General features: G+C 53.5%; 18 protein-coding genes. 7 read left to right on the forward strand and 11 right to left on the reverse strand.

All coding sequences use genetic code 11. The features are described 5' to 3' along the window. Positions 1–138: 138 nt before the first annotated feature. The 6 genes from OGX83_RS02885 to OGX83_RS02910 all read right to left on the reverse strand — a co-directional run bounded on the left by OGX83_RS02885 (position 139) and on the right by OGX83_RS02910 (position 8,460). Positions 139–1,509: a tyrosine phenol-lyase gene (locus OGX83_RS02885; RefSeq protein WP_016155590.1), complete on the reverse strand. Its 1,371-nt coding sequence runs from the start codon at positions 1,507–1,509 to the stop codon at positions 139–141. A gap of 819 nt (positions 1,510–2,328) precedes the next feature. Further along, on the reverse strand, positions 2,329–3,339 hold the full coding sequence (locus OGX83_RS02890) for an Ldh family oxidoreductase (RefSeq protein ID WP_286587304.1): 1,011 nt from the start codon (positions 3,337–3,339) through the stop codon (positions 2,329–2,331). Positions 3,340–3,350: 11 nt separating this feature from the next. Next, positions 3,351–4,952 (reverse strand): APC family permease, encoded by a 1,602-nt coding sequence (locus tag OGX83_RS02895; protein WP_286587307.1) that lies wholly within the window; start codon positions 4,950–4,952, stop codon positions 3,351–3,353. Positions 4,953–4,963: 11 nt separating this feature from the next. Continuing rightward, a complete protein-coding gene (locus tag OGX83_RS02900) occupies positions 4,964–6,571 on the reverse strand; it encodes an aldehyde dehydrogenase (NADP(+)) (protein WP_250672255.1) in 1,608 nt (535 codons plus the stop codon). 14 nt (positions 6,572–6,585) lie between these two features. Continuing rightward, complete coding sequence (locus tag OGX83_RS02905) at positions 6,586–7,506, reverse strand: dihydrodipicolinate synthase family protein (RefSeq protein WP_003830108.1); 921 nt, start codon at positions 7,504–7,506, stop codon at positions 6,586–6,588. Between the two features lie 138 nt (positions 7,507–7,644). Then, complete coding sequence (locus tag OGX83_RS02910; RefSeq protein ID WP_008786078.1) at positions 7,645–8,460, reverse strand: AraC family transcriptional regulator; 816 nt, start codon at positions 8,458–8,460, stop codon at positions 7,645–7,647. A gap of 308 nt (positions 8,461–8,768) precedes the next feature. Here OGX83_RS02910 and OGX83_RS02915 point away from each other — a divergent pair, with 308 nt between their 5' ends. The 4 genes from OGX83_RS02915 to OGX83_RS02930 are packed head-to-tail and all read left to right on the forward strand — an operon-like array spanning position 8,769 to position 12,304. Beyond that, complete coding sequence (locus OGX83_RS02915; protein WP_286587309.1) at positions 8,769–9,710, forward strand: 4-hydroxyproline epimerase; 942 nt, start codon at positions 8,769–8,771, stop codon at positions 9,708–9,710. Further along, positions 9,707–10,810 carry an NAD(P)/FAD-dependent oxidoreductase gene (locus OGX83_RS02920; RefSeq protein WP_137377265.1) on the forward strand — a complete coding sequence of 368 codons (1,104 nt, stop codon included), beginning with the start codon at positions 9,707–9,709 and terminating at the stop codon, positions 10,808–10,810. The genes OGX83_RS02915 and OGX83_RS02920 overlap by 4 nt, the downstream gene beginning before the upstream one ends. Continuing rightward, on the forward strand, positions 10,807–11,061 hold the full coding sequence (locus OGX83_RS02925) for a (2Fe-2S)-binding protein (RefSeq protein WP_057068533.1): 255 nt from the start codon (positions 10,807–10,809) through the stop codon (positions 11,059–11,061). The genes OGX83_RS02920 and OGX83_RS02925 overlap by 4 nt, the downstream gene beginning before the upstream one ends. Beyond that, entirely contained in the window at positions 11,048–12,304 is a 1,257-nt protein-coding gene (locus OGX83_RS02930; protein WP_286587311.1) for an NAD(P)/FAD-dependent oxidoreductase, read from the forward strand. The genes OGX83_RS02925 and OGX83_RS02930 overlap by 14 nt, the downstream gene beginning before the upstream one ends. A 96-nt stretch (positions 12,305–12,400) precedes the next feature. Here the strand turns inward: OGX83_RS02930 and OGX83_RS02935 are convergent, their stop codons facing one another. Genes OGX83_RS02935 through OGX83_RS02955 form a run of 5 tightly spaced genes read right to left on the reverse strand, consistent with a single transcriptional unit; the run spans position 12,401 to position 15,836 of the window. Then, positions 12,401–12,997, reverse strand: coding sequence for an HvfX family Cu-binding RiPP maturation protein (locus tag OGX83_RS02935; protein WP_057068537.1), 597 nt, complete (start codon positions 12,995–12,997; stop codon positions 12,401–12,403). Positions 12,998–13,001: 4 nt separating this feature from the next. Continuing rightward, entirely contained in the window at positions 13,002–13,733 is a 732-nt protein-coding gene (locus OGX83_RS02940; RefSeq protein ID WP_286587314.1) for an HvfC/BufC family peptide modification chaperone, read from the reverse strand. Next, positions 13,696–14,559 carry an MbnB/TglH/ChrH family RiPP precursor modification enzyme gene (locus OGX83_RS02945; RefSeq protein WP_286587316.1) on the reverse strand — a complete coding sequence of 288 codons (864 nt, stop codon included), beginning with the start codon at positions 14,557–14,559 and terminating at the stop codon, positions 13,696–13,698. The genes OGX83_RS02940 and OGX83_RS02945 overlap by 38 nt, the downstream gene beginning before the upstream one ends. Next, the gene (locus tag OGX83_RS02950) at positions 14,547–14,867 is read right to left on the reverse strand and encodes a hypothetical protein (protein ID WP_128612184.1); all 321 of its coding nucleotides are present in this window, start codon (positions 14,865–14,867) and stop codon (positions 14,547–14,549) included. Before OGX83_RS02950 ends, OGX83_RS02945 begins: the two co-directional genes overlap by 13 nt. A 3-nt stretch (positions 14,868–14,870) precedes the next feature. Further along, positions 14,871–15,836, reverse strand: a complete 966-nt coding sequence (locus OGX83_RS02955; protein WP_267448164.1) for an MBL fold metallo-hydrolase — start codon at positions 15,834–15,836, stop codon at positions 14,871–14,873. A 408-nt stretch (positions 15,837–16,244) separates the two neighbouring features. On the opposite strand from OGX83_RS02955, the gene OGX83_RS02960 reads away from it, so the two are divergent. The 3 genes from OGX83_RS02960 to hsdR all read left to right on the forward strand — a co-directional run bounded on the left by OGX83_RS02960 (position 16,245) and on the right by hsdR (position 21,516). Further along, a complete protein-coding gene (locus OGX83_RS02960) occupies positions 16,245–17,117 on the forward strand; it encodes a phosphorothioated DNA-binding restriction endonuclease (protein ID WP_286587323.1) in 873 nt (290 codons plus the stop codon). A 28-nt stretch (positions 17,118–17,145) separates the two neighbouring features. Further along, a complete protein-coding gene (locus OGX83_RS02965; protein ID WP_286587325.1) occupies positions 17,146–17,814 on the forward strand; it encodes a winged helix-turn-helix domain-containing protein in 669 nt (222 codons plus the stop codon). A gap of 192 nt (positions 17,815–18,006) precedes the next feature. Beyond that, positions 18,007–21,516, forward strand: a complete 3,510-nt coding sequence (gene hsdR, locus OGX83_RS02970) for a type I restriction-modification system endonuclease (protein WP_286587327.1) — start codon at positions 18,007–18,009, stop codon at positions 21,514–21,516. Positions 21,517–21,543 lie beyond the last annotated feature (27 nt).

Consider the following 21,543-nt stretch of genomic DNA (forward strand, 5'->3'; position numbering starts at 1 on the left):
TCATGCGGATAATAAAAATGTCGGAGTCAGGGTTTACTTCTTTTAGTTATGTCACGGTAACGGGCACCGCAAAGGCTTCCTGTTCATGGAAAAGGAATACAAAAAAGCCCCATCACGTGATGGGGCCATAACTATTTTTTAGATGTAATCAAAGCGTGCAGTAAAGAAACGTAACTGCTTCGGCTCGTAAATAAACTTCAGCCCGCGAATATCTTCTTTGTGCTGGTAAAGTTTAATAATACCGTCAGCCACGACATCCATATGTGCGTAGGTATAAACACGGCGTGGAATAGTCAGACGCACGGTTTCCAGTTTCGGTCTGTGGTGTTCACCGGTCACGTTATTACGGCCCGCAGAGATAATTCCACGTTCCATACTACGTACACCGGTTTCCACATAGATGCTGGCGGCCAGACTTTGTGCCGGGAACTCGTCCTGCGTCAGATGCTCGCAGAAGCGACGCGCATCGAGGAATACCGCGTGACCACCCACCGGTTCAACAATCGGTACGCCAGCGGCTTTCAGCTTATCGCCCAGGTAGCGAACCTGCTTCACGCGGTGCTCGATGTACTCGTACTGCATGGCTTCGCGCAGGCCAATCGCCATCGCTTCCATGTCGCGTCCGGCCAGGCCGCCGTAGGATGGCATACCTTCGTAAACTACGACTAACTCTTTGGCAGAAGAGAACATTTCGTCATCGTTCATGCACAGGAAACCGCCGATGTTCACCAGACAGTCTTTTTTACCACTCATGGTACAACCGTCGGCGTAGCTGAACATCTCATGCACGATCTCGGCGATGCTCTTGTTCTCAAATCCCTGCTCTTGCTCTTTGATAAAGTAGGCGTTTTCTACGCAGCGGGTAGCGTCGTAGAACACTTTAATGCCGTGCGCTGCCGTCAGTTCACGCACCGCACGCATGTTCGCCATCGAGACCGGCTGCCCGCCCGCGAGGTTAACCGTCACCGCCAGGCAGATATACGCAATATTCTCTGCGCCTTTTTCATCAATCAGTTTTTGTAATTTTTTAAGATCGATATCACCTTTAAACGCAATATTCAGACCGGCATCGTGCGCTTCGTCACGAACGATATCGACAAACACCGCACCATTTTTTTCCTGATGATAACGGGTGGTAGTGAAATACATATTCCCGGCAACATATTGCCCTGGTTTAATAGCCAGTTGCGATAACAGGTTTTCTGCGCCACGCCCCTGGTGAGTCGGAACAATATGTTTAAAGCCGAACAGTTCCTGCACGGTTCTTTCCAGATGATAGAAGTTTTCGCTGCCCGCGTACGCTTCATCACCCATCATCATTCCGGCCCACTGCTTGTCGCTCATTGCGTTGGTGCCACTGTCGGTCAGCAGGTCAATATAAATATCTTTCGAATTTAACAGGAAAGTATTGTAACCCGCTTCCTGCATTTTCTTAAGGCGCTCATCACGCGGGATCATAGATACAGTTTCAACGCTTTTAATACGGAAGGGTTCTGCCGGATAATTCATTTTGTTTCTCCAGTAACAGTGGTCATGTACGTATTAATGTGAAGTAAATCATACCTGGTTCATCAATAAAGTCTGATGAAATATAACTATTCGCCTCCTGAGCCAGGGGGAGAAATAATGTGGAGGCACTATGCAAGATTTGATTGATTATGGAAATAGCCCGGTCAACATTAATTACTGGCAATAATTTAAAAAGCTGTAAATGTGAGTGATGCAAATCACACGTCATTTTTTTACCCGTTCATATTCAACGAGTTTTTTTTGCGTGTTGATTTGCCCTTGACCGTTGCATGTCACTGGAGAAGGAAAATACTGAAAACTTAACTTTCCAGGCTGTTCTCATAATGTATTGCTCAATGAGTACACCCCAATTTGTGAGAGTCGGATCACTTCGCGGGTTTATATTTGTGATTTACATCACTAAAAGTGTAAAGCAAAGTGTACAATTAAGCGTTGTTTCAGAGTTTGCTATTTGCTTCAGTGAGTTAGATCGCATTTTTGGTCTGATGCCGACAGGCGTTGTTTTCTGGAGCGTGGGGATATTCAGGCGCGAGAAAGATAATGAATAAATACGATGAATAATACCGGATTTATTGGGATGAAGGCGTTTTCTATTTATTCCAAAAGCATGCTATTCGCGCTTATTTCATCTTATTTACATCTGGACTTACCGAAGATTACTGGGGAAATTTACAGGGGTTTTATTAGCGCGATACGAAGGTGCGCCAACACCTGCGCATCGCTAATCACAGTAACTATTTATATAAACGTATAACAGGAGGGACATCATCCCTCCTGTTATCGCGATAATACCAATAATTATTTCACTAACGCAGATATATCCTTGAACAGCGAATGGGCTATTTCCACACCGTCACGAGTTGTACGCGTACGGGAATGATAGCGACGCTCGCCCGGCAAACGCGCTCCTTGCCGCTGCATATCTGCAAAGAGTCTCTCGGCACGCGCCAGATGCTGCGGAGCCTCCTGTCCCAGAAAGCGGGCCGGGTCCAGGGCCAGAATCAGCTCGCCACCATAGGGCAACCCGCCAGCCCCCTTATCCCACGCCAGCGATTCCGCGCTGGTCATATCGCCGATGAGCGGTCCGGCAAGCAGTTCCACCATTGCCGCCAGTGCAGACCCTTTATGCCCGCCAAACGTCAACATCGCACCGTCGAGGATCGCCTGCGCGTCGGTGGTGGCCTGACCGTCACCGTCAATCCCCCACCCTTCCGGCACCGCTTTTCCCGCCCGTTGATGGAGTTGGATCTCTCCCCGTGCCGCCGCACTGGTGGCCATGTCGAAGATAAACGGGGGTTTTTCTTCACGCGGCCAGCCAAATGCTATCGGGTTAGTGCCAAAAAGCGGCTGCGTCCCGCCTGCGGGAGCAACCCACGCATGGCTGGGCGTCGTCGCCAGCGCCACCAGCCCCGCCTCCGTGAGCGGCTCAACGTCGGCAAACAGCGCCGAAAAGTGCACACAGCGGTTAATCGCAAGGGCTGCAATACCGCTGTGGCGCGCCTTTTCTATCAACAGTGGAAGCGCGCGCTCGAATGCCAGCAGGGAAAATGCCCCACCGGCGTCCACCTTCACAATGGCCGGCGCGGTATCGGTGATAACCGGCTCAGCGTCAGGTGACACCTTTCCTTTACGTCGCGTCTCCACAATCCCCAGCAACCGCCACAAACCATGCGAGGCACAGCCATCACGCTCACCGTGGGTCACGTTTGTCGCGATCGCCACGGCATGCGCTTCACTGAATCCGTTCCCGCGCAGCACCTTATATGCCAGCGCATAAGCCTCTGTTAACGAGAGGTTTACCATCTCCATGACCGACTCCTTTACTCTTCTTCATCACCGGTAAAGTTAGCCCGCGGCAGACAGGTTCGCTCACCCCAGTAGTAAATTCCCAGCGACATCACCGCTACCACCACCGTATCCCACGGATGACCAATCACCCCTGTGCCCCCAAAACTGCCCAGCCAGGAGAAGAGCATAATCAGCGCGTAGAAGGCGATAAGCCACAGAGACGATTTCACCTGCTGCGCCAGACTCACGGTGTGTACCGGCACTTTTGATTTGCAAAGCACATAGACGACAAACATCACAATCTGCAGTCCCAGCAGCCATGACAGCGTGCCCCAGCCAGACCAGAATACAATCAGCGCCGAAATCACAAACGACACCGGACCGATAATCCCGAAGGCACGCACGCGGAATGGGCGCGGCAAATCCGGTGCATTACGACGTAGCCCCGCCGCCGTGACCGGGGCAATGGTGTAGCTCAGTACCAGCGCCGCCGACACCACGCTTATCAGCTGTTCCCATGACGGGAACGGCAATGTCCAGAAGATAGACAATGCAAAGGTCAGCCACAGCGCCGGACGCGGAATGCCAGACTCTTTATCGATGTGGGTAAACGTCTTAAAGAAGGTGCCAGCTTTCGCCCAGCCATAAATCACGCGCGGCGTGGCGTTCATGTAGATATTGCCGGTACCACTTGGGGAGACAATCGCGTCGCACACCACCATAAACGCCAGCCAGCCCATACCGAGCGTAATGGCGATATCCCGGTACGGCAGCGAAAATTGCTTGCTGATCTCCGCCCAGCCGCCACCCAGCATATCGGTCGGAATACTGCCAAGAAATGCCAACTGCAACAGCACGTAAATAATCGTCGACAGCACCACGGATAAAATCAGCGCCACCGGGATGGTACGCTGTGGATTCTTTACTTCACTCGCCACCGAAATAATTGGCGTCAACCCCAGGTAGGCGAAGATGATCCCACCGGCGCTAATCGCAGCCTCAACGCCCGACATACCAAAGGGTGCAATTCCCTGAACGTGCAGGTTCTCAGGTTTGAAAAAGGTAAAGAGCGTCACAACGACCGCCAACGGCACCAAAAATTTCAGAATACTGATGATGTTATTGGAACGGGCAAACGTTTTTACACTGTAGTAATTCAGCCCGAAGAACAAACACAGCAGCAAAAACTGCACTACCCATCCCAGCAACGTTGGGTCGCTTGAACCAGTTTGAGTCAGCATCGGGAACCATGCTGCCGCATACTGCCGTGCAGCAACAATCTCTATGGAGATGAGGCTTGAAAACGCAATCAGCGTAATAAATCCAAGCAGATACCCCATCAACTCACCGTGGGAAAAGACCGGATAACGGATAATCCCCCCGGCACGAGGCAGTGCCGCGCCCAGCTCACAATAGACAATCCCTAACAGCAGAACGGCAATCCCACCGATGACCCACGAGGCAATGCCCGCAGGTCCGGCAATCGATGCCACATGGCTTGCGGCAAACAGCCAGCCGGAACCGAAGATAGCCCCAAGCCCAATAAACGTCAGGTCGGTTAGCGTTAGCTGCTTTTTAAATTTACCCACCTCAGCAACGCGGGCCTGTGTTTGGTGCGTAGAGTGAATCGTCATGGTCATGCCCTTCAGTCAACAGAGGGGGAAATGGCTTCCCGGGTCCACTGCCCGTTAATCAGGCGCAGCAGGTTCAGAGGGTTGTCATCCTGGACAGCAGGCGGAAGCAGCGCGGCAGGCACATTTTGCAGGCATACCGGGCGTAAAAAACGGTCGATGGATTGCGTCCCTACCGAGGTACCGCGAGCATCGGTGGTGGCAGGCCACGGACCACCGTGCACCATGGCATCACAAACCTCGACACCGGTCGGATAACCGTTAAACAAAACGCGTCCCGCTTTTTCGGTGAGGGCTGGCAGCAGGCGCTGCGCCAGCGGCCCATCATCAGATTCGGCGTGCACAGTAGCCGTCAGTTGGCCCGGAATCACGCGCAAAATGGACTGCAACTCCGCCTCATCGGCCACCTCGACCAACACCGCCAGCGGGCCAAACACCTCCTGCTGTAGCAGTGGATCCTGTGCCAGCAGCAGCGAAGCCGGAGCCTGATACAACCGGGCCTGCGCGCGGCCGATAACCGATTCATCAGACCCTGCCAGACGCTGAATATGCGGATGTGCCTCAAGCGCGCTGACCCCCTCTTCATAATGGGCGAGCGTCGGGGCATTCAGCATGATCTGTACCGGGGCCTGGTCAACCGCAACCTTCAGCGCCTGCGTGAAGCGGGACATACCTTCGCCGCGTAAGACAAGGATCAGCCCCGGCTTGGTACAAAACTGCCCACATCCCAAAGTGAAAGAGGACACCAGCTCATTGGCCAGCGTTTCTGCCCGCGTGGCGACGGCCTGCGGCAGAATAATCAGCGGGTTAATGGCCGACATTTCCGCAAAGACGGGGATCGGCTGCGGACGCTGCTGCGCCAGCTGCCAGAGCGCCTTACCGCCGCGCAGCGAACCGGTAAAACCCACCGCCTGAATTGCCGGATGGCGAACCAAATCCGCGCCAATATCGGTGCCGAAAATCATGTTAAAAACGCCCGCAGGCAGGCCAGATGCCGCGACCGCACGCACAATCGCCTGGGCAGTCAATTCCGCCGTCGCCATATGTCCGGGATGGGCTTTCACCACCACCGGACAACCCGCCGCCAGCGCGGATGCGGTATCGCCTCCCGCCGTAGAAAAGGCCAGCGGAAAATTGCTGGCCCCGAACACCGCCACCGGGCCAAGCGCGGTCAGATACTGACGCAGATCCGGACGTGGCAGGGGCTGGCGGTCAGGGAGTGCGGTATCAATGCGTACGCCAAAGGCATCGCCCCGACGCAGCACCCCGGCAAACATGCGCAGCTGATTACTGGTACGGGTGCGCTCTCCCTGTAACCGCGCCAGCGGTAGTGCCGTTTCCTGGTGGGCTATGGCGAAAAAATCCTCGCCGAGCAAATCCAGCTCGTCGGCAAGGGTGTCGAGAAAGCGGGCACGCACGTCCGGCGCTGTCTGTGAATAGACAGGAAACGCCTGGTCAGCCGCCTCCGCCGCGGCGGCGGCCTCCTCACGAGAGGCCGGGTAAAAATGGTATCCGGTCAGCTTGCCGTCAGCGGCACGCAGGCTTGGCAGCGTCGCCTCACCGCTTGCCACGCGGCGTCCGGCGATAAACTGCTGACCCGAAACAGAGAGAGGTAGCGTCATCATCACTCCTTTACTTAAAGGCCAACATCCGGCAGCTGTGGACGGGTCGCCAGCGCCTTCTCAACAATCGCCACCACTTGCGCACGGGTATCCCCTTCCAGCGCCAGACGCGGTGGACGGGTAATGGCGCTGCCACGCCCCAGCAATTCTTCACAGAGCTTGATGCACTGCACCAGATCCGGGCGCGCATCCAGATGCAGCAACGGCATAAACCAGCGGTAAAGCGCCATCGCTTCCTCATAACGCTGTTGTTTCGCCAGGCGGAACAACGTCTCCCCTTCACGCGGGAAGGCGTTCGACATTCCGGAGATCCAGCCTTCCGCCCCAACGGCAATGCTCTCGACCACCACATCATCCAGCCCAGCGAACAGCACAAAGCGGTCGCCAACGGAGTTGCGCAGGTCGATAAAACGGCGGGTATCGCCGGAGGAGTCTTTGAAACAGACGATGTTGTCGCAGTCGGCAAGCGTCGCCAGGATGTCCGGCGTCACGTCGTTTTTGTAAATCGGCGGGTTGTTGTACACCATGATAGGCAGGTCGGTAGCCGTAGCCACACTGCGGAAGTGGGCCGCTGTTTCATGCGGTTTTGAGGAATACACCAGCGCAGGCATCACCATAATACCGTCGACGCCCACGCGCTCTGCCTCTTTCGCCATCTTCTGTGCAAACGCGGTGGTGAATTCGGCCACCCCCGCAATAACCGGGATCTGACCGCCCGCAGCATCTTTCGCTACTTCGATGATCTGTAGCTTTTCCTGCGTGGTCAGAGAGGTGTTCTCCCCCACGCTGCCGCACACCACCAGGCCAGAAACACCATCCTTGACCAGGTTTTTCATCACCGTATGGGTGGCATCCAGATCCAGGGAATAATCGCTACGAAACTGGGTGCTGACTGCCGGGAATACACCGCTCCAGTGAATGGCTTTCTTGCTCATGTTCGGTTCCTTGTCGTCAATTTGTTAATTTAAAGTGAATAAATGGTGAATATTCACTGACAGATTGACGTTTCAGGCGACCGACTGCTTGGTGGTTTTCTTCCTCTTTGATGACGAAATTAGCACAGTGAGTGTGTCTTACCCGGCAAGCGTAATGCGAAAATCACGCGGCGTAGAGCCCGTCATCGCCTTAAACTGGCGGCTAAACGCGCTGTGATCGGTATAACCGCACTGCAACGCAATATCGGTAATCGGCGTATCGCCCGCCAGCAGTTCGGTGGCTTTTTCCAGCCGAACTTTGTGGATCATCTGGCGCGGAGTGAGATGAAAAATACGCTTACAGTAGCGCTCAATTTGCGCCACCGACATGCCACTCAGGGCGGTTAGTTCTTCCATCGCGATGGGACGGTGATAATGGTTGCGGATATGATCGTCGACGATCGCCAGTCGCTGCCACGCCGGGTGACGCGCCTGCGCTTCCTGCAGATCATGTGAAATCCCCGCCATACCGATGACCTGGCCCTGCGCATCCCGCAGCGCCAGCTTCTGGGTCAAACACCAGCCGCGTTCACGACCGTTGTAGAGATGCATTTCCAGCTGATCGCGCAGCGTTACCCCTTCGCGCAGCACCCGCATATCCTGCTCGGTATAGCCCAGCCCAAGCGCTGAAGGGAAAACATCAGCAGAGGTTTTACCCAGCAGAGAAACGACCGTCTTAAACCCGCAGCGTCGTGCCAGGGTCATATTGACCATTAAATAGCGGGCCTGCACATCTTTGATAAAAAAAACCACATTCGGAATGGCATTGAGCAGCGGCGCAATCAATGCCATCGCATGGAGCAACGTCTGGATATTGTCCGGACGCTGACGCGCCAACCCCTCACATATCTGGCTAAGTTCAGCCACTTCAGGCACCGGCGACGGGGCCCGCACATCATTAATCACACAGGACATCACGCTTCCTCCCGATTAGTGATCTGAATATTTATTAACTTTTTGTTAACTCAGCAAGCATCCTTACTGCGTTTTGCGATCCTGCCGTAGATTTATAATTTCCCCTTTTCCAGCCACTGGCGCGGTTGCCATTTTTGGTTTACCACACCACTAACAAAATGATTAATAACAAATAAATATGATATCACCTTAACGATGACAGCGGCCATTATGCTGATTTCGTCATTTACGGTGACGAAAGCGATCAAGCAGGGACGCAAGGCTTGCGTCAGCATTTAGCAACAAAACATTAACTTTCCGGAGATCCTATGACAGCACAGTACAGTGAACTGAGAGTGATTGATTCTCACACCGGCGGTGAACCCACTCGCCTGGTCATCGACGGCTTTCCGGATCTGGGAACGGGGAACATGAGCGAGCGTCGGGAGCGTTTTTCCCGCGACTACGACGACTGGCGTAAAGCCATTATTCTTGAGCCGCGCGGTAACGACGTTCTGGTCGGTGCATTGCTCTGTGAGCCAGTTTCGCCACAGGCCACGGCGGGAGTCATCTTCTTTAACAACTGCGGCTTTTTGAACATGTGCGGTCACGGCACCATCGGGCTGATTGCCTCGCTGGCATGGCTTGGGCGCATTCAGCCCGGTAAACATCTGATTGAAACGCCGGTGGGCGATGTGACCGCCACGCTGCACGAAGACGGCAGCGTCTCGGTCGAAAACGTGCCGGCCTACCGCTGGCGTAAGCAGGTACAGGTTGAAACCATCCACGGTACGGTAACGGGTGATATCGCCTGGGGCGGCAACTGGTTCTTCCTTGTCAACGATCATCCGTTCGCGGTCTCGCCGGAAAAGATCCCTGAATTGACGGAGTACGCATGGGCAATCCGTGAAGGGTTAGATCGTGCAGGCATCCGTGGCGAACATGACGGTATTATCGATCACATCGAACTGTTTGCAGAAGATGATCGCGCGGACAGCCGCAGTTTTGTACTCTGCCCCGGAAAAGCCTGGGATCGGTCGCCCTGCGGCACCGGCACCAGCGCTAAGCTGGCCTGTCTGGCAGAGGACGGAAAACTCAAATCCGGAGAATCCTGGCGGCAGGCGAGCATCATCGGCAGCGAATTTACGGCGCATTTCGTGCCGCATGGCGACAAGATCGTCCCGACGATCCGCGGAGAGGCATGGATCTGTGGTGATAACAAGCTGATCCTCAATCCTGAAGATCCGTTCTGCTGGGGGATCTCGCTGTGATCGAAAGTGACGTCATCGTCATCGGTGCCGGGATTATCGGGGCCGCCTGCGCCTGGCAACTGGCCGCTCGCGGACAGCGAGTCACGCTGGTCGATGACGGCAATGCGGGCGCGACGGCGGCGGGTATGGGTCACCTGGTGTGCATGGATGACGATCCTGCGGAGCTCGCACTCTCCGCCTGGTCTCTGGAGAGCTGGCGCAAACTGACACCCCGGATGCCGGAAAGCTGTGCCTGGCGCGGATGCGGCACGCTGTGGCTGGCGGAAACGCCGCAAGAGCTTGCGCTGGCAGAAGAAAAAAAACAACGAATGGCACAATACCAGGTTGTCAGCGAAATGCAGACCCGCGATCGGCTTGCCGCACGCGAACCGCTGCTCACCGCCGGACTCGCTGGCGGGCTGTGGGTTCCCGGCGACGGGATAGTTTACGCCCCAAACGTCGCCCGCTGGTTTATTAACGATGCCGATTTAACGCACCTTCGGGATAGCGCCCTCACTGTTGATGCCCCTTACGTCACCCTACACAGCGGCAAACGACTGCGCGCGCGCGCCATCGTCATCGCCAGCGGTCTGGGTTCCAACACGCTGCTGGGTGAAAACTGGCTCAGACCCAAAAAAGGCCAGTTGGCGATTACCGACCGCTACGGCCCCTTGCTCAGCCACCAGTTGGTAGAGTTGGGATACGGTGCCAGCGCCCATGCAGGCGGCACCTCAGTGGCATTTAACATTCAGCCACGCCCCACCGGACAGTTGCTGATTGGCTCCTCCCGCCAGTTTGATAACACCGACCGCGAGGTTGACCTCCCCCTGCTGGCACAGATGCTGGCGCGAGCGCGCCATTTTTTACCCTCTCTGGAGACGCTAAATATCATCCGTTGCTGGAGCGGTTTTCGCGCGGCATCGGCTGACGGTAACCCGCTGATTGGCCCACATCCTGCGCGTCCGGGTATCTGGCTGGCGCTGGGACATGAAGGACTCGGCGTCACAACCGCGCCAGCAACCGCCGAGTTACTTTGCGCCCAGATCCTTGGCGAGCGCCCGGCGGTGTCCCCGGACGCCTGGCTCCCCGCACGTCTGCACAAGCAGGAGGCCATCGCATGACGACCCTGAACGTAATTATCGACGGCCAGACCTGTGAGGTTCCCGTCGGAATGAGTATTGCAGCAGCACTGGCCCTGGTGGGCAACGGCGTGACCCGTCGTTCAGTGAGTGGTCAACTGCGCGCGCCCTTCTGCGGAATGGGGGTGTGCCAGGAGTGCCGCGTCACGGTGAACGGACATCGGGTGCTGGCCTGCCAGACGGAATGCCAGCCCGAAATGGTGATTGAAAGGAGCCATCATGCAAAGCGTTGACTGTGAGATCCTGATCCTTGGCGCAGGGCCTGCCGGATTGTCGGCGGCACTGGCTGCCGCACGCTGTGGAAAATCAGTGATAATCCTTGATGACAACCCGCGCCCCGGCGGGCAAATCTGGCGCGACGGGCCGCAGGTCTCACTCCCCCGGGACGCCAGACGGCTTCGTCAGGCGGTAGCTGAACATCCCCACATTACGCTGCTGAGCGGTGCCCGGCTGATTGCCCGCCCCAACCCACATTCCGTAGTCTTCGAAACCGCAGACGACTGCGGCGAAATCCGCTGGCAGCGGCTGATTTTATGCTGCGGCGCCAGAGAACTCTCGCTGCCTTTTCCCGGCTGGACGCTACCCAATGTGACGGGGGCCGGAGGCCTGCAGGCGCAGATAAAACATGGCCTGCAACTCAAGGGGGAACGCGTGGTCATTGCAGGCAGCGGTCCTCTTCTGCTGGCGGTCGCCAGTACGGTGAAACGCGCTGGCGGAAATATCGTCGCCATCATCGAACAGGCCCCGATAACCGCACTGGCCCGTTTCGCAACCGGGCTCTGGCGCTGGCCTGAAAAATTGCGTCAGTTCGGCGAGCTCTTTCCAGCCCGCTATCATCCGGCAAGCCAGGTCATCCAAGCGCAGGGTGATACCTGTCTGCAGTCAGTGACCGTGCGCCACCAAGGGCAAACCCGCGAGATTGCTTGCGACAGGCTGGCCATTGGCTATGGGCTGGTACCGAATATAGAACCTGGCGCAATCTTTGGCTGCAAAACAGAAAATCAGGCTATTTGGGTCGATGCGGATCAACGCACCAGTGTGCAGGATATCTATGCGGCAGGAGAATGCACCGGCTTTGGCGGCAGCGAGCTGGCGTTAGCCGAGGGAGAAATTGCCGGCTATGCCGCCGCAAATTGTCCGCAAAAGGCCCAAAGCGCCATCTCCGCGCGCGCCCGCTGGCAGCGTTTTGCCCAGGCGTTGCATACGACGTTTGCGCTGCCGGAGTCGCTAAAAGCCGCGACCACCGCAGATACGCTGCTCTGCCGTTGTGAGGATATTCGTTGTGGCGACGTGCAAAACGCCGAAAGCTGGCAGGCGGCAAAGCTCGCCACACGCTGTGGAATGGGGGCCTGCCAGGGAAAAGTCTGCGCCACCAGCGCCCGCTGGCTGTACGGCTGGCCGCTGCCGCAGCCGCGCGAACCGCTCTCCCCCGCGCGTGTCGACACGCTTATCCATCTCGCAAAGCCTGAGGGGTGATGGTCAGGTATAAAGGCGCCCACTGGCGCCTTTTTTGATGTGTTGTATCCGTAGACCGTTTCGTCGTGGACCGAATTTGAGCGGAGCGATATCGCGTTACTGATAGCGCCAGGCGAGTGTCGCTTTTTTTAACCAATAATCGACGCTGACATACCTGCCGCCACCGTAGATCAGCAACACCAACAGCATGATGAAATAGGTCGCAGAGAATTCAATGCCGTTATTCAGGATAATCGGGTCACCCAACTGCGTAATATAATTATAACGCCCTGGGAAATTCTCCATTAACCACTGAAGAAACGCAGACATACGTTGGCTGGATTCCATACTGTTACTGGCAATCGCCAGCCAACCGTGCGACCAGTGCACCATCAGGCTGGCAACGCTCATAACTATCATCATGGGAATGGCTATAATGCGTGTGAAAAGTCCCAGCGTAATACAAATCAATCCCAGTACTTCGGTCGACGTTGCCAGAAACGCCAACAGCCAGGGAAAAGGTAATCCCAGTCCCCCCTCTGCGGTAGGTTGTGAAAACCAGGCCACCGTTCCGCTAAACCCCATAACCTTTGAGTGCGCACCTGCAAAAATCACTGGAATTAAAAAAAGGCGAATCAAAAGCAGCGGAATAAAGTCTGCTTGCATTAATTTTGATACCACGAGCTTGTACCACGACATTACGGTTATCAACATAGCATCACCCTATATATTTTAAAGACAAGATTTCGTCGTTATTGTTGGTTTCCAGCCACGAGCGTAAAGATATATCCGCTAAAGAAAGTGCCGGGTTATTTAGCATTTGCTCTGCCGAAATAATCTGTTCGTGAATTGCCGATAACAGCTGCACATCTAACTGGCTGAGTTGCTTCTGGTACAGCGTATTATTATGTTTGCGATACAGTGCGTAATAGTTCAACTGTTCACCATCCTCATAACAGGGTTCCCCTTCCTGAATCAGAAAGGGCAGAGCCACCATCTTCAATGTAGGATTGCACGCCACATCAACCTCAGCAGCATTTCCCAACGGCAGCGATATTTTCTGCGGAAATGGAACGTTGCTATCATCAATTTCCACGGCATACATCAACCATTCATATTCGAGCAGCGCCAGATCGTGAGGCGAGATCGGATAGTGTTGACGCATAAAAAGCAGCAATTCCGTCGCCACCTGATGAAATTCCGGCTGGCTGGCCGAATGTCGGGAGAGATAAACCTCCACCAGTTCCCGTATTTCAGCCTCATTGAGACATCGACAAAATAAGGGAAAGACACTGCGCAACACCCCGCCAATATTGTCTCTGATGATTTTCCTGTACAGCGACATACCGGATGAGCATGTCCCACCTATTGGTGTTCTGGCTCGTAGTTGAGCGGAAAATTCAGCTTCCATTTCAACTAACAATGCAGGTACTACAGTATTTGTCGCCATGGGTGCTCCCTTGTGAAAGATACTCCCTGATTTGCGTTAATTCGGCACAGAGCGCGTCCAGCGGTGGAACGTTGTTATCTCGTTCCAGCAGCAACGGTCGGGCACCATGAAACTCAACCGTTTGTTTTGCCAGCGCTAATACCTCTTCTATGACTGGCATACCATGCGTGTCGAGCCTGAATTCGCCATACTCCAGGTGACCAGCGATGTGGTAATAAACAACCGATGACGAAGGAATGCTGCGGATATAGTCAAAGGCATCAAATCCGTGATTACAGGCATTCACATAGACGTTATTAATATCCAGCAGCATGCCGCAACCGCTCAGATGAAGGAGTTCTCCCCAAAACTCCGCCTCCGGCATTTCACCGGCGTAGCGATGATAAGAAGAGATATTTTCAAGAACCAACTGCCGCCCCACTATGTTTTGTACCTGCTCGATACGTGCCGCCAGATAAGGCAACACCGCACGAAAACCGGGGATCGGAAGCAGGTCATGGAAATACCCCTGAGCATCCCGTGAGAAACACAAATGATCGCTGTAGATATCAATATGGTACTCATCAAGAAAACGCCGAATATCATGCATATATTCTTCGTTTAAGGGACACGTATCTCCAATGGATAAACTCAGTCCATGCGCCAGTAACGGATATTTTTTCCTGATATCGGTTAACTGTTCCCGCTTCGCTCCGCCAAGGTTCATCCAGTTATCCGGGGCCAGTTCGAGAAAATCGATATCCTGGCGGCAGGGCTGCTGCAACAGCGTTGCGATATGCTCGCTACGCAGGCCAATGCCCGCTCCGTCTGCACTTATTTCCCGCATACGCCACTGACACACTTTTCAGCATTCAGCGGCTGAGAGGCTTCATTTTTAGCGATACCGGCCCCTGTCAGACCACATTTCCCATCTCTGGCACGCACCAGTTGATCCTGAGGATCATGTTGAAGGGTCGCCTGGCTGTAGATCTTCTCTGTTCCACATTTACCACTGGCACATTTACCGCTACTGGTTGGCGCTTTACTCTGAACCTGACTGGCCTTGCCGCTTGCCTCTGCTGCGCAGGCGGTGTTGACCATTCCTGCGGCTACAAGGGAACCCACGACGATTGAAAGTACGATATCTTTTTTCATCGCTTATTCCTTCGTATTAGCTAATGAAATGGGGAAACAGGAGAGATCGCGGCTGCTATAGACCGGACCGTGGTAATACTGCTTCACAATATCAATCGATTGATCTTTAAGGCGTAGTCCTTTGCCCATAAAATGATTCAACACCAGTACCTTGGGATTGATTTGCGCAGCCACCTTGCCCACGACGTCCGGCGCAGCATGAATAAATTTCGAGGTGTCATCCGTGTCTTCATCAATGGCTAACGGCATCACCAGCATATCCGCGCCTTTGGCGAAATGAATAAATGCGCTATTACTGCCATTCTGATCGGCGGAAACAACAATCGTGCCTTTCGCCGTATCAATACGAAATGCCAGGCAAGGAACATCGCCATGAGGGATTCCCAAAGCGGTCACTTTCATTTCATCGTCCTGATATACCAACTGTGGTTCAGAAGCAGTGTAATTAATGTCCTTAATATTCATCGCCAGCTGTAAGCCATCGGTTGCGTTATATAGACCGTTCAGATAGGCGTAGGCCCCCTTTTCTTTTTTAAACAGCGCGTCAAAATATTGCGTCATGGAGGGGAATGCGCCACCGCCCTGTGGGCCCGCGAGATTAATACTCTCCTTCTCCTTCAGGAAATATCCCCCTTTTAAAATTGGTGCCAAATCTGAGACATGATCCGTGTGGAAATGGCTGATGGCGATAAGTTTCAAATCCTCCAGCCGGGCACCTGATTGACCAAAGCGTAAAAAAATCCCCCCGCCCGCATCAATAAGAATTGCTGATTTCCCATTTAACCAAATAACCTCTCCCGATGATGCCCGCTGATCGTCTGTAATTGGCCCACCGGTACCCAGCGTTTGCAAAGTGAAATCCTTATTTTCACATTGCAGTCCTGCCGCCAGCACATTGACAGAAAAAAACATCGACAATGTGAGTAATAGCGCCTTCCTTAAAGGGAATAATTTTTTATCTTCATCCATATCTATTTCGCTCTGTGTATTGGAAACCGAGTATCCTATTTCTGCAAAATCTCAAAAATGTAAAAAGAATGTAATGCATGTTTAAAATATGATAAAACCAATATTTCAACTTACCGATATCGATTTTATTAATAAACAGTAACTAGCATAACAACCCAGGGAATAACCTTTGTTTTTTCGTATAGTTAGCTAAAATAACATTAATAAAATAATGGTTAATTTTTATAAATAGACCGGTATAAATAAGCATGAATAGCTTAAAAACAACATAGCGATAAAAGTGTTCTATTTAATCTGGGGATTCGATAAAGAATATCGTTCTAGTGTTAGCCGTAATAGATACAGCAACGCTTGATTAAGTGATATTTTGCGAGCATCATCGCAATTATTTACCCGAAAATGAAATCAATGACTTCCAGTAAATCCCTGCAACAGGCAATTGCCGACATCACCATCTGGCGTAAAGGCGAGCAGCGTGCGCCGCACAAGCCTCTGCTGCTGCTTCATGTACTGGCGGGGTATCAGCAGGGTCACGGTCGCCTGTTTGACTACGGGTCGGAAGTTCGCGACCCGTTGCATAGCCTGCTGGAGCGATTTGGGCCACAGCGCGCGCAGTACCGCCCCGATATGCCCTTCTGGCGCTTACAGGGAGATGGGTTCTGGGAGCTACAAAACTCCGAGCATTGCTCAACATCCGGCAGCAGCAAACAGCCTCCTGCCGGAGAACTGGTGGCGCATAACGTTGCCGGAGGCTTTGATGAACAACATTTTGCCCTGCTGAAAAAGAGCAACAACCTCATTAACACCCTGGCACAGCAAATTCTCGAGGCTCACTTCACCGAAAGCATCCAGGAAGAGATCGCGGATGAACTGGGGTTTGATATCCTGCAAATCCGCAAACAGCGGGACCCATTGTTCCGCCAGCAGGTTCTGCGAGCCTATAACTATGAATGCGCCATTTGTGGCTTCAATATGCGCCACGACAGCACTTCGGTTGCCCTGGAGGCCGCCCATATTAAATGGAAACAGCACGGCGGCCCATGCGAGATTTCAAACGGCCTGGCGCTGTGTGCAATCCACCATAAAGCATTTGATAAAGGTTCGATTGGGCTGGATGAGAGTATGCGAGTACGAATTTCGTCTGCAGTAAATGGCAGTAATATTGTCTCCAGGCTATTTTGGGACTTTTCAGGAGTTCAGATTCATCTTCCAAAAAATAAAGAGGACTATCCTCAAGACAAATTTATTGAGTGGCATCAACAAGAAGTTTTCAGGACATAAAAATATTAATCCATTGATGGTGATCAACATGTCGTTTCCAAGTTATAAAGAAATAGAAATCCCCCTGCTTTTAAATATTTACACCAGAGGGGGAGAAGTAAGTTCCTCCTCATGTTACGAGCCGTTGGGCAAGGAGTTCGGCCTGACAAACGAAGAAATGAACATGTTACTCCCTGATGATACTAATCGACCTCAATGGAACAACATGGTCCAATGGGCGAGAAAAAAGCTTGTTGACTACAAGTATCTCTACAATGCAAAAGAATCAGGCCCTGGTGTCTGGAAGCTCACGCCAGATGGCATCAAAAAGGCAGAATCGCTTTCCACCCGAGTAAATATCGATTATCCAGATGATGTTCCAGAAACCTTTTACGAAGGTGCCGTAAATCAAATCAAAGTTAACAAATACGAACGTAGTAAAACGGCAAGAGACAAATGCATAGATCACTACGGCTGTCAGTGCAGCGTGTGCAATATGGATTTTGAGGAAACGTATGGTGAAACCGGGAAGGACTATATTCACGTCCACCATATTACTCCGCTGTCTGATATTGGAGAGCGCTACAAACTGGATCCCGTAAAAGACCTTCGCCCTGTCTGCCCCAATTGCCATGCCATGATCCACAGACAAAAACCCTCACTTACTATTGAGGCATTAAAAACCTTAATGAAAAAGCACAAAAACAGGAACAAGTGAGTACTGCCTGTTAAACACAGAACAATAAGTGGGGCAGGTAGTTGATAACATACTTACAAAATAGTGAGTTACATTAAATTCTGACGATTGAATGTACAACTGGAGAGAGGTAGCATGCACTGATGCCTCCTCCATTAACGGATTATCCTAATACGTCAGCATCCCAAAGGCTGGCCTGAACGCGGAACGTGCATGAACAAATCCAACTTCGATTTCCTGAAAGGCGTAAACGATTTCACTTACGCCATTGCCTGCGCGGCGGAAAACAACTACCCCGACGACCCGAATACGACACTGGTAAAAATGCGCATGTTTGGCGAAGCTACGGCCAAACATCTGGGGCTATTACTGGATATTCCTCCCTGCGAAAACCAGCACGACCTGCTTCGTGAGCTGGGCAAAATCGCCTTCATTGACGATAGCATCCTTTCCGTTTTCCATAAGCTGCGCCGTATCGGTAATCAGGCCGTTCACGAATACCATAACGATCTCGATGATGCCCAGATGTGCCTGCGTCTCGGATTCCGTCTTGCCGTTTGGTACTACAGGCTGGTGACCAAAGATTACGATTTCCCGGTGCCAACGTTTGTGATGCCTGAGCACGGCGAGGATCGCTACCACGCCGAGGTTCTCACTCTCAAACAACAGCTGGAGCAGCAGACACAGGAAAAAGTACACAGCCAGGCAGAGCTGGAAGCTCAGCAGCAACGCTTGATTGCACTCAATGGCTACATTGCCGTTCTCGAAGGTAAGCAACAGGAAACCGAAGCCCAGACCAAAGCCCGCGTGGCTGCCCTGGAAGCACAGCTCGCTGCCAAAAATGCCGAGTTAGCAAAACAGACCGAGCAGGAACGTAAGGCCTATCACAAAGAGATCACCGACCAGGCTATCAAGCGCACGCTGAATCTCAGCGAAGAAGAGAGTCGCTTCCTGATTGACGCCCAGTTGCGTAAAGCGGGCTGGCAGGCTGATAGCAAAACGTTACGCTTTGCCAAAGGCGCTCGCCCGGAACCCGGCGTCAACAAAGCGATAGCCGAATGGCCGACCGGTACAGATGAAACGGGTAAAACAGGCTTTGCCGATTATGTGTTGTTCGTTGGCCTTAAGCCCATTGCCGTCGTTGAAGCAAAACGCAAAAATACCGATGTGCCCAGCAAGCTCAACGAATCTTACCGCTACAGCAAATACTTCGATAACACCTTCTTACGCAACACACTGCTGGAGCAATACGCTCCCGACGACGTACACGAAGCCGTGCCGGAGTATGAAATCAGCTGGCAGGACACCAGCGGTAAACAGCGCTTTAAAATCCCTTTCTGCTACTCCACCAACGGGCGTGAATACCGCGCGGCGATGAAGACCAAAAGCGGCATCTGGTATCGCGACGTCCGCCACACCACCAACATGTCAAAAGCGCTGCCGGAATGGCATCGCCCCGAAGAGCTGTTGGATATGCTGGGCAGCAACCCGCAGAAACAAAACCAGTGGTTTGCTGATAACCCCGGAATGAGCGAACTCGGCCTGCGCTATTACCAGGAAGATGCCGTCCGCGCGGTGGAACAGGCTATCGTAAACGGTCAGCAACACATCCTGCTGGCAATGGCGACCGGTACCGGTAAAACCCGTACCGCCATTGCTTTAATGTTCCGCCTGATCCAGTCGCAGCGTTTCAAACGCGTGCTGTTCCTGGTCGATCGTCGCTCGCTCGGCGAACAGGCGCTGGGATCGTTCGAAGATACGCGCATTAACGGCGACACCTTTAACAGCATTTTCGATATCAAAGGGTTAACCGACAAATTCCCGGAAGATAGCACCAAAATTCACGTCGCCACGGTGCAGTCCCTGGTCAAGCGCACGCTGCAATCTGATGAACCGATGCCGGTCGGTCGCTACGACTGTATCGTCGTCGATGAAGCGCACCGCGGCTACATTCTCGATAAAGAGCAGACCGAAGGCGAACTGCAGTTCCGCAGCCAGCTGGATTACGTTTCCGCCTATCGTCGCATTCTCGACCACTTCGATGCGGTAAAAATTGCCCTGACCGCCACGCCAGCCCTGCACACGGTGGATATTTTCGGCGAACCGGTTTACCGCTACACCTACCGTACGGCGGTGATCGACGGCTACCTGATCGACCAGGATCCGCCGATTCAGATCATCACCCGCAACGCGCAGGATGGGGTCTATCTATCCGAAGGCGAACAGGTGGAACGCCTGAACCCGCAGGGCGAGCTGATCAACGACACGCTGGCCGACGATCAGGATTTTGAGGTCGCCGATTTTAACCGTGGCCTGGTGATCCCGGCGTTTAACCGTGCGGTATGCGGTGAGCTCACCAACTACCTGGATCCCACCGGGCAGCAAAAAACGCTGGTATTCTGCGTTACCAACGCCCATGCCGATATGGTGGTTGACGAGTTGCGTACCGCGTTTAAGAAAAAGTACCCGCAGCTGGAGCACGACGCGATCATCAAGATCACTGGTGACGCCGATAAAGACGCGAAGAAAGTGCAAAGCATGATCGTCCGCTTCAACAAAGAGCGGCTGCCCAATATCGTGGTCACCGTCGACCTGCTGACCACCGGCGTGGATATCCCGTCTATCTGTAATATCGTGTTTCTGCGCAAAGTCAAAAGCCGCATTCTCTACGAGCAGATGAAGGGCCGCGCCACGCGTCTGTGCCCGTCGGTGGGCAAAACCAGCTTTAAGATTTTCGACTGCGTGGATATCTACAGCTCGCTGGAAAGCGTCGACACCATGCGTCCGGTGGTTGTGCGTCCGCAGGTGGAACTGCAAACGCTGGTCAATGAAATTACCGACTCAGAAACCTACAAAACCATCGAAGCGGATGGCCGCAGCTTTGCCGAACATAGCCATGAACAGCTGGTCGCCAAGCTGCAGCGGATTATCGGTCTTGCCACCTATAACCGCGATCGCAGCGAAACGGTGGATAAGCAGGTCCGCCGTCTGGACGAACTGTGCCTGGATGCCGCTGGCGTTAACTTCGGCGGCCTGGCTTCGCGCCTGCGGGAAAAAGGGCCGCACTGGAGCGCCGAGATTTTCAATAAGCTTCCCGGCTTTATTGCCCGCCTCGAAAGGCTGAAAACCGATATCAACGCCCTGCGCGATGCGCCGATCTTCCTCGATATTGACGATGAGGTGGTGAGCGTCAAATCGTTGTACGGCGATTACGACACGCCGCAGGATTTCCTCGAAGCGTTCGATGCGCTGGTGCAGCACGCCCCGAACGCGCAGCCAGCGCTGCAGGCGGTGATCAATCGCCCGCGCGACCTCACCCGTAAAGGGCTGGTGGAATTGCAGGAGTGGTTTGACCGCCAGCATTTTGAAGAGTCCTCTCTGCGCAGCGCGTGGAAAGCGACGCGCAATCAGGATATCGCCGCCAGGCTGATTGGCCACATCCGCCGCGCGGCGGTGGGCGATGCGCTCAAACCGTTCGACGAGCGTGTCGACCACGCGCTGGCGCGTATCAAAGGCGAGAACGACTGGAGCGACGAACAGCTAAGCTGGCTCGACCGTTTAGCGCAGGCGCTAAAAGAGAAAGTGGTGCTCGACGACGACGTGTTCAAAACCGGCAATTTCCATCGCCGCGGCGGTAAGCCAATGTTACAGCGCACCTTTGATGACAACCTCGACAGCGTGCTGGATAAGTTCAGCGATTACATCTGGGACGAACTGGCTTAAGAGGGTATCATCCCCGTTTTCGCCGGA

Source organism: Citrobacter sp. Cpo074, from assembly GCF_030332745.1.
Lineage (GTDB): Bacteria > Pseudomonadota > Gammaproteobacteria > Enterobacterales > Enterobacteriaceae > Citrobacter > Citrobacter portucalensis.

Excerpts from the sequence above, each read along its gene's own strand:
- OGX83_RS02885 (WP_016155590.1), bottom strand. The coding sequence starts at position 1,509 with ATGAATTATCCGGCAGAACCCTTCCGTATTAAAAGCGTTGAAACTGTA.
- OGX83_RS02890 (WP_286587304.1), bottom strand. The coding sequence starts at position 3,339 with ATGGAGATGGTAAACCTCTCGTTAACAGAGGCTTATGCGCTGGCATAT.
- OGX83_RS02895 (WP_286587307.1), bottom strand. The coding sequence starts at position 4,952 with ATGACGATTCACTCTACGCACCAAACACAGGCCCGCGTTGCTGAGGTG.
- OGX83_RS02900 (WP_250672255.1), bottom strand. The coding sequence starts at position 6,571 with ATGACGCTACCTCTCTCTGTTTCGGGTCAGCAGTTTATCGCCGGACGC.
- OGX83_RS02905 (WP_003830108.1), bottom strand. The coding sequence starts at position 7,506 with ATGAGCAAGAAAGCCATTCACTGGAGCGGTGTATTCCCGGCAGTCAGC.
- OGX83_RS02910 (WP_008786078.1), bottom strand. The coding sequence starts at position 8,460 with ATGTCCTGTGTGATTAATGATGTGCGGGCCCCGTCGCCGGTGCCTGAA.
- OGX83_RS02915 (WP_286587309.1), top strand. The coding sequence starts at position 8,769 with ATGACAGCACAGTACAGTGAACTGAGAGTGATTGATTCTCACACCGGC.
- OGX83_RS02925 (WP_057068533.1), top strand. The coding sequence starts at position 10,807 with ATGACGACCCTGAACGTAATTATCGACGGCCAGACCTGTGAGGTTCCC.
- OGX83_RS02930 (WP_286587311.1), top strand. The coding sequence starts at position 11,048 with ATGCAAAGCGTTGACTGTGAGATCCTGATCCTTGGCGCAGGGCCTGCC.
- OGX83_RS02935 (WP_057068537.1), bottom strand. The coding sequence starts at position 12,997 with ATGTTGATAACCGTAATGTCGTGGTACAAGCTCGTGGTATCAAAATTA.
- OGX83_RS02940 (WP_286587314.1), bottom strand. The coding sequence starts at position 13,733 with ATGGCGACAAATACTGTAGTACCTGCATTGTTAGTTGAAATGGAAGCT.
- OGX83_RS02945 (WP_286587316.1), bottom strand. The coding sequence starts at position 14,559 with ATGCGGGAAATAAGTGCAGACGGAGCGGGCATTGGCCTGCGTAGCGAG.
- OGX83_RS02950 (WP_128612184.1), bottom strand. The coding sequence starts at position 14,867 with ATGAAAAAAGATATCGTACTTTCAATCGTCGTGGGTTCCCTTGTAGCC.
- OGX83_RS02955 (WP_267448164.1), bottom strand. The coding sequence starts at position 15,836 with ATGGATGAAGATAAAAAATTATTCCCTTTAAGGAAGGCGCTATTACTC.
- OGX83_RS02960 (WP_286587323.1), top strand. The coding sequence starts at position 16,245 with ATGACTTCCAGTAAATCCCTGCAACAGGCAATTGCCGACATCACCATC.
- OGX83_RS02965 (WP_286587325.1), top strand. The coding sequence starts at position 17,146 with ATGTCGTTTCCAAGTTATAAAGAAATAGAAATCCCCCTGCTTTTAAAT.
- hsdR (WP_286587327.1), top strand. The coding sequence starts at position 18,007 with ATGAACAAATCCAACTTCGATTTCCTGAAAGGCGTAAACGATTTCACT.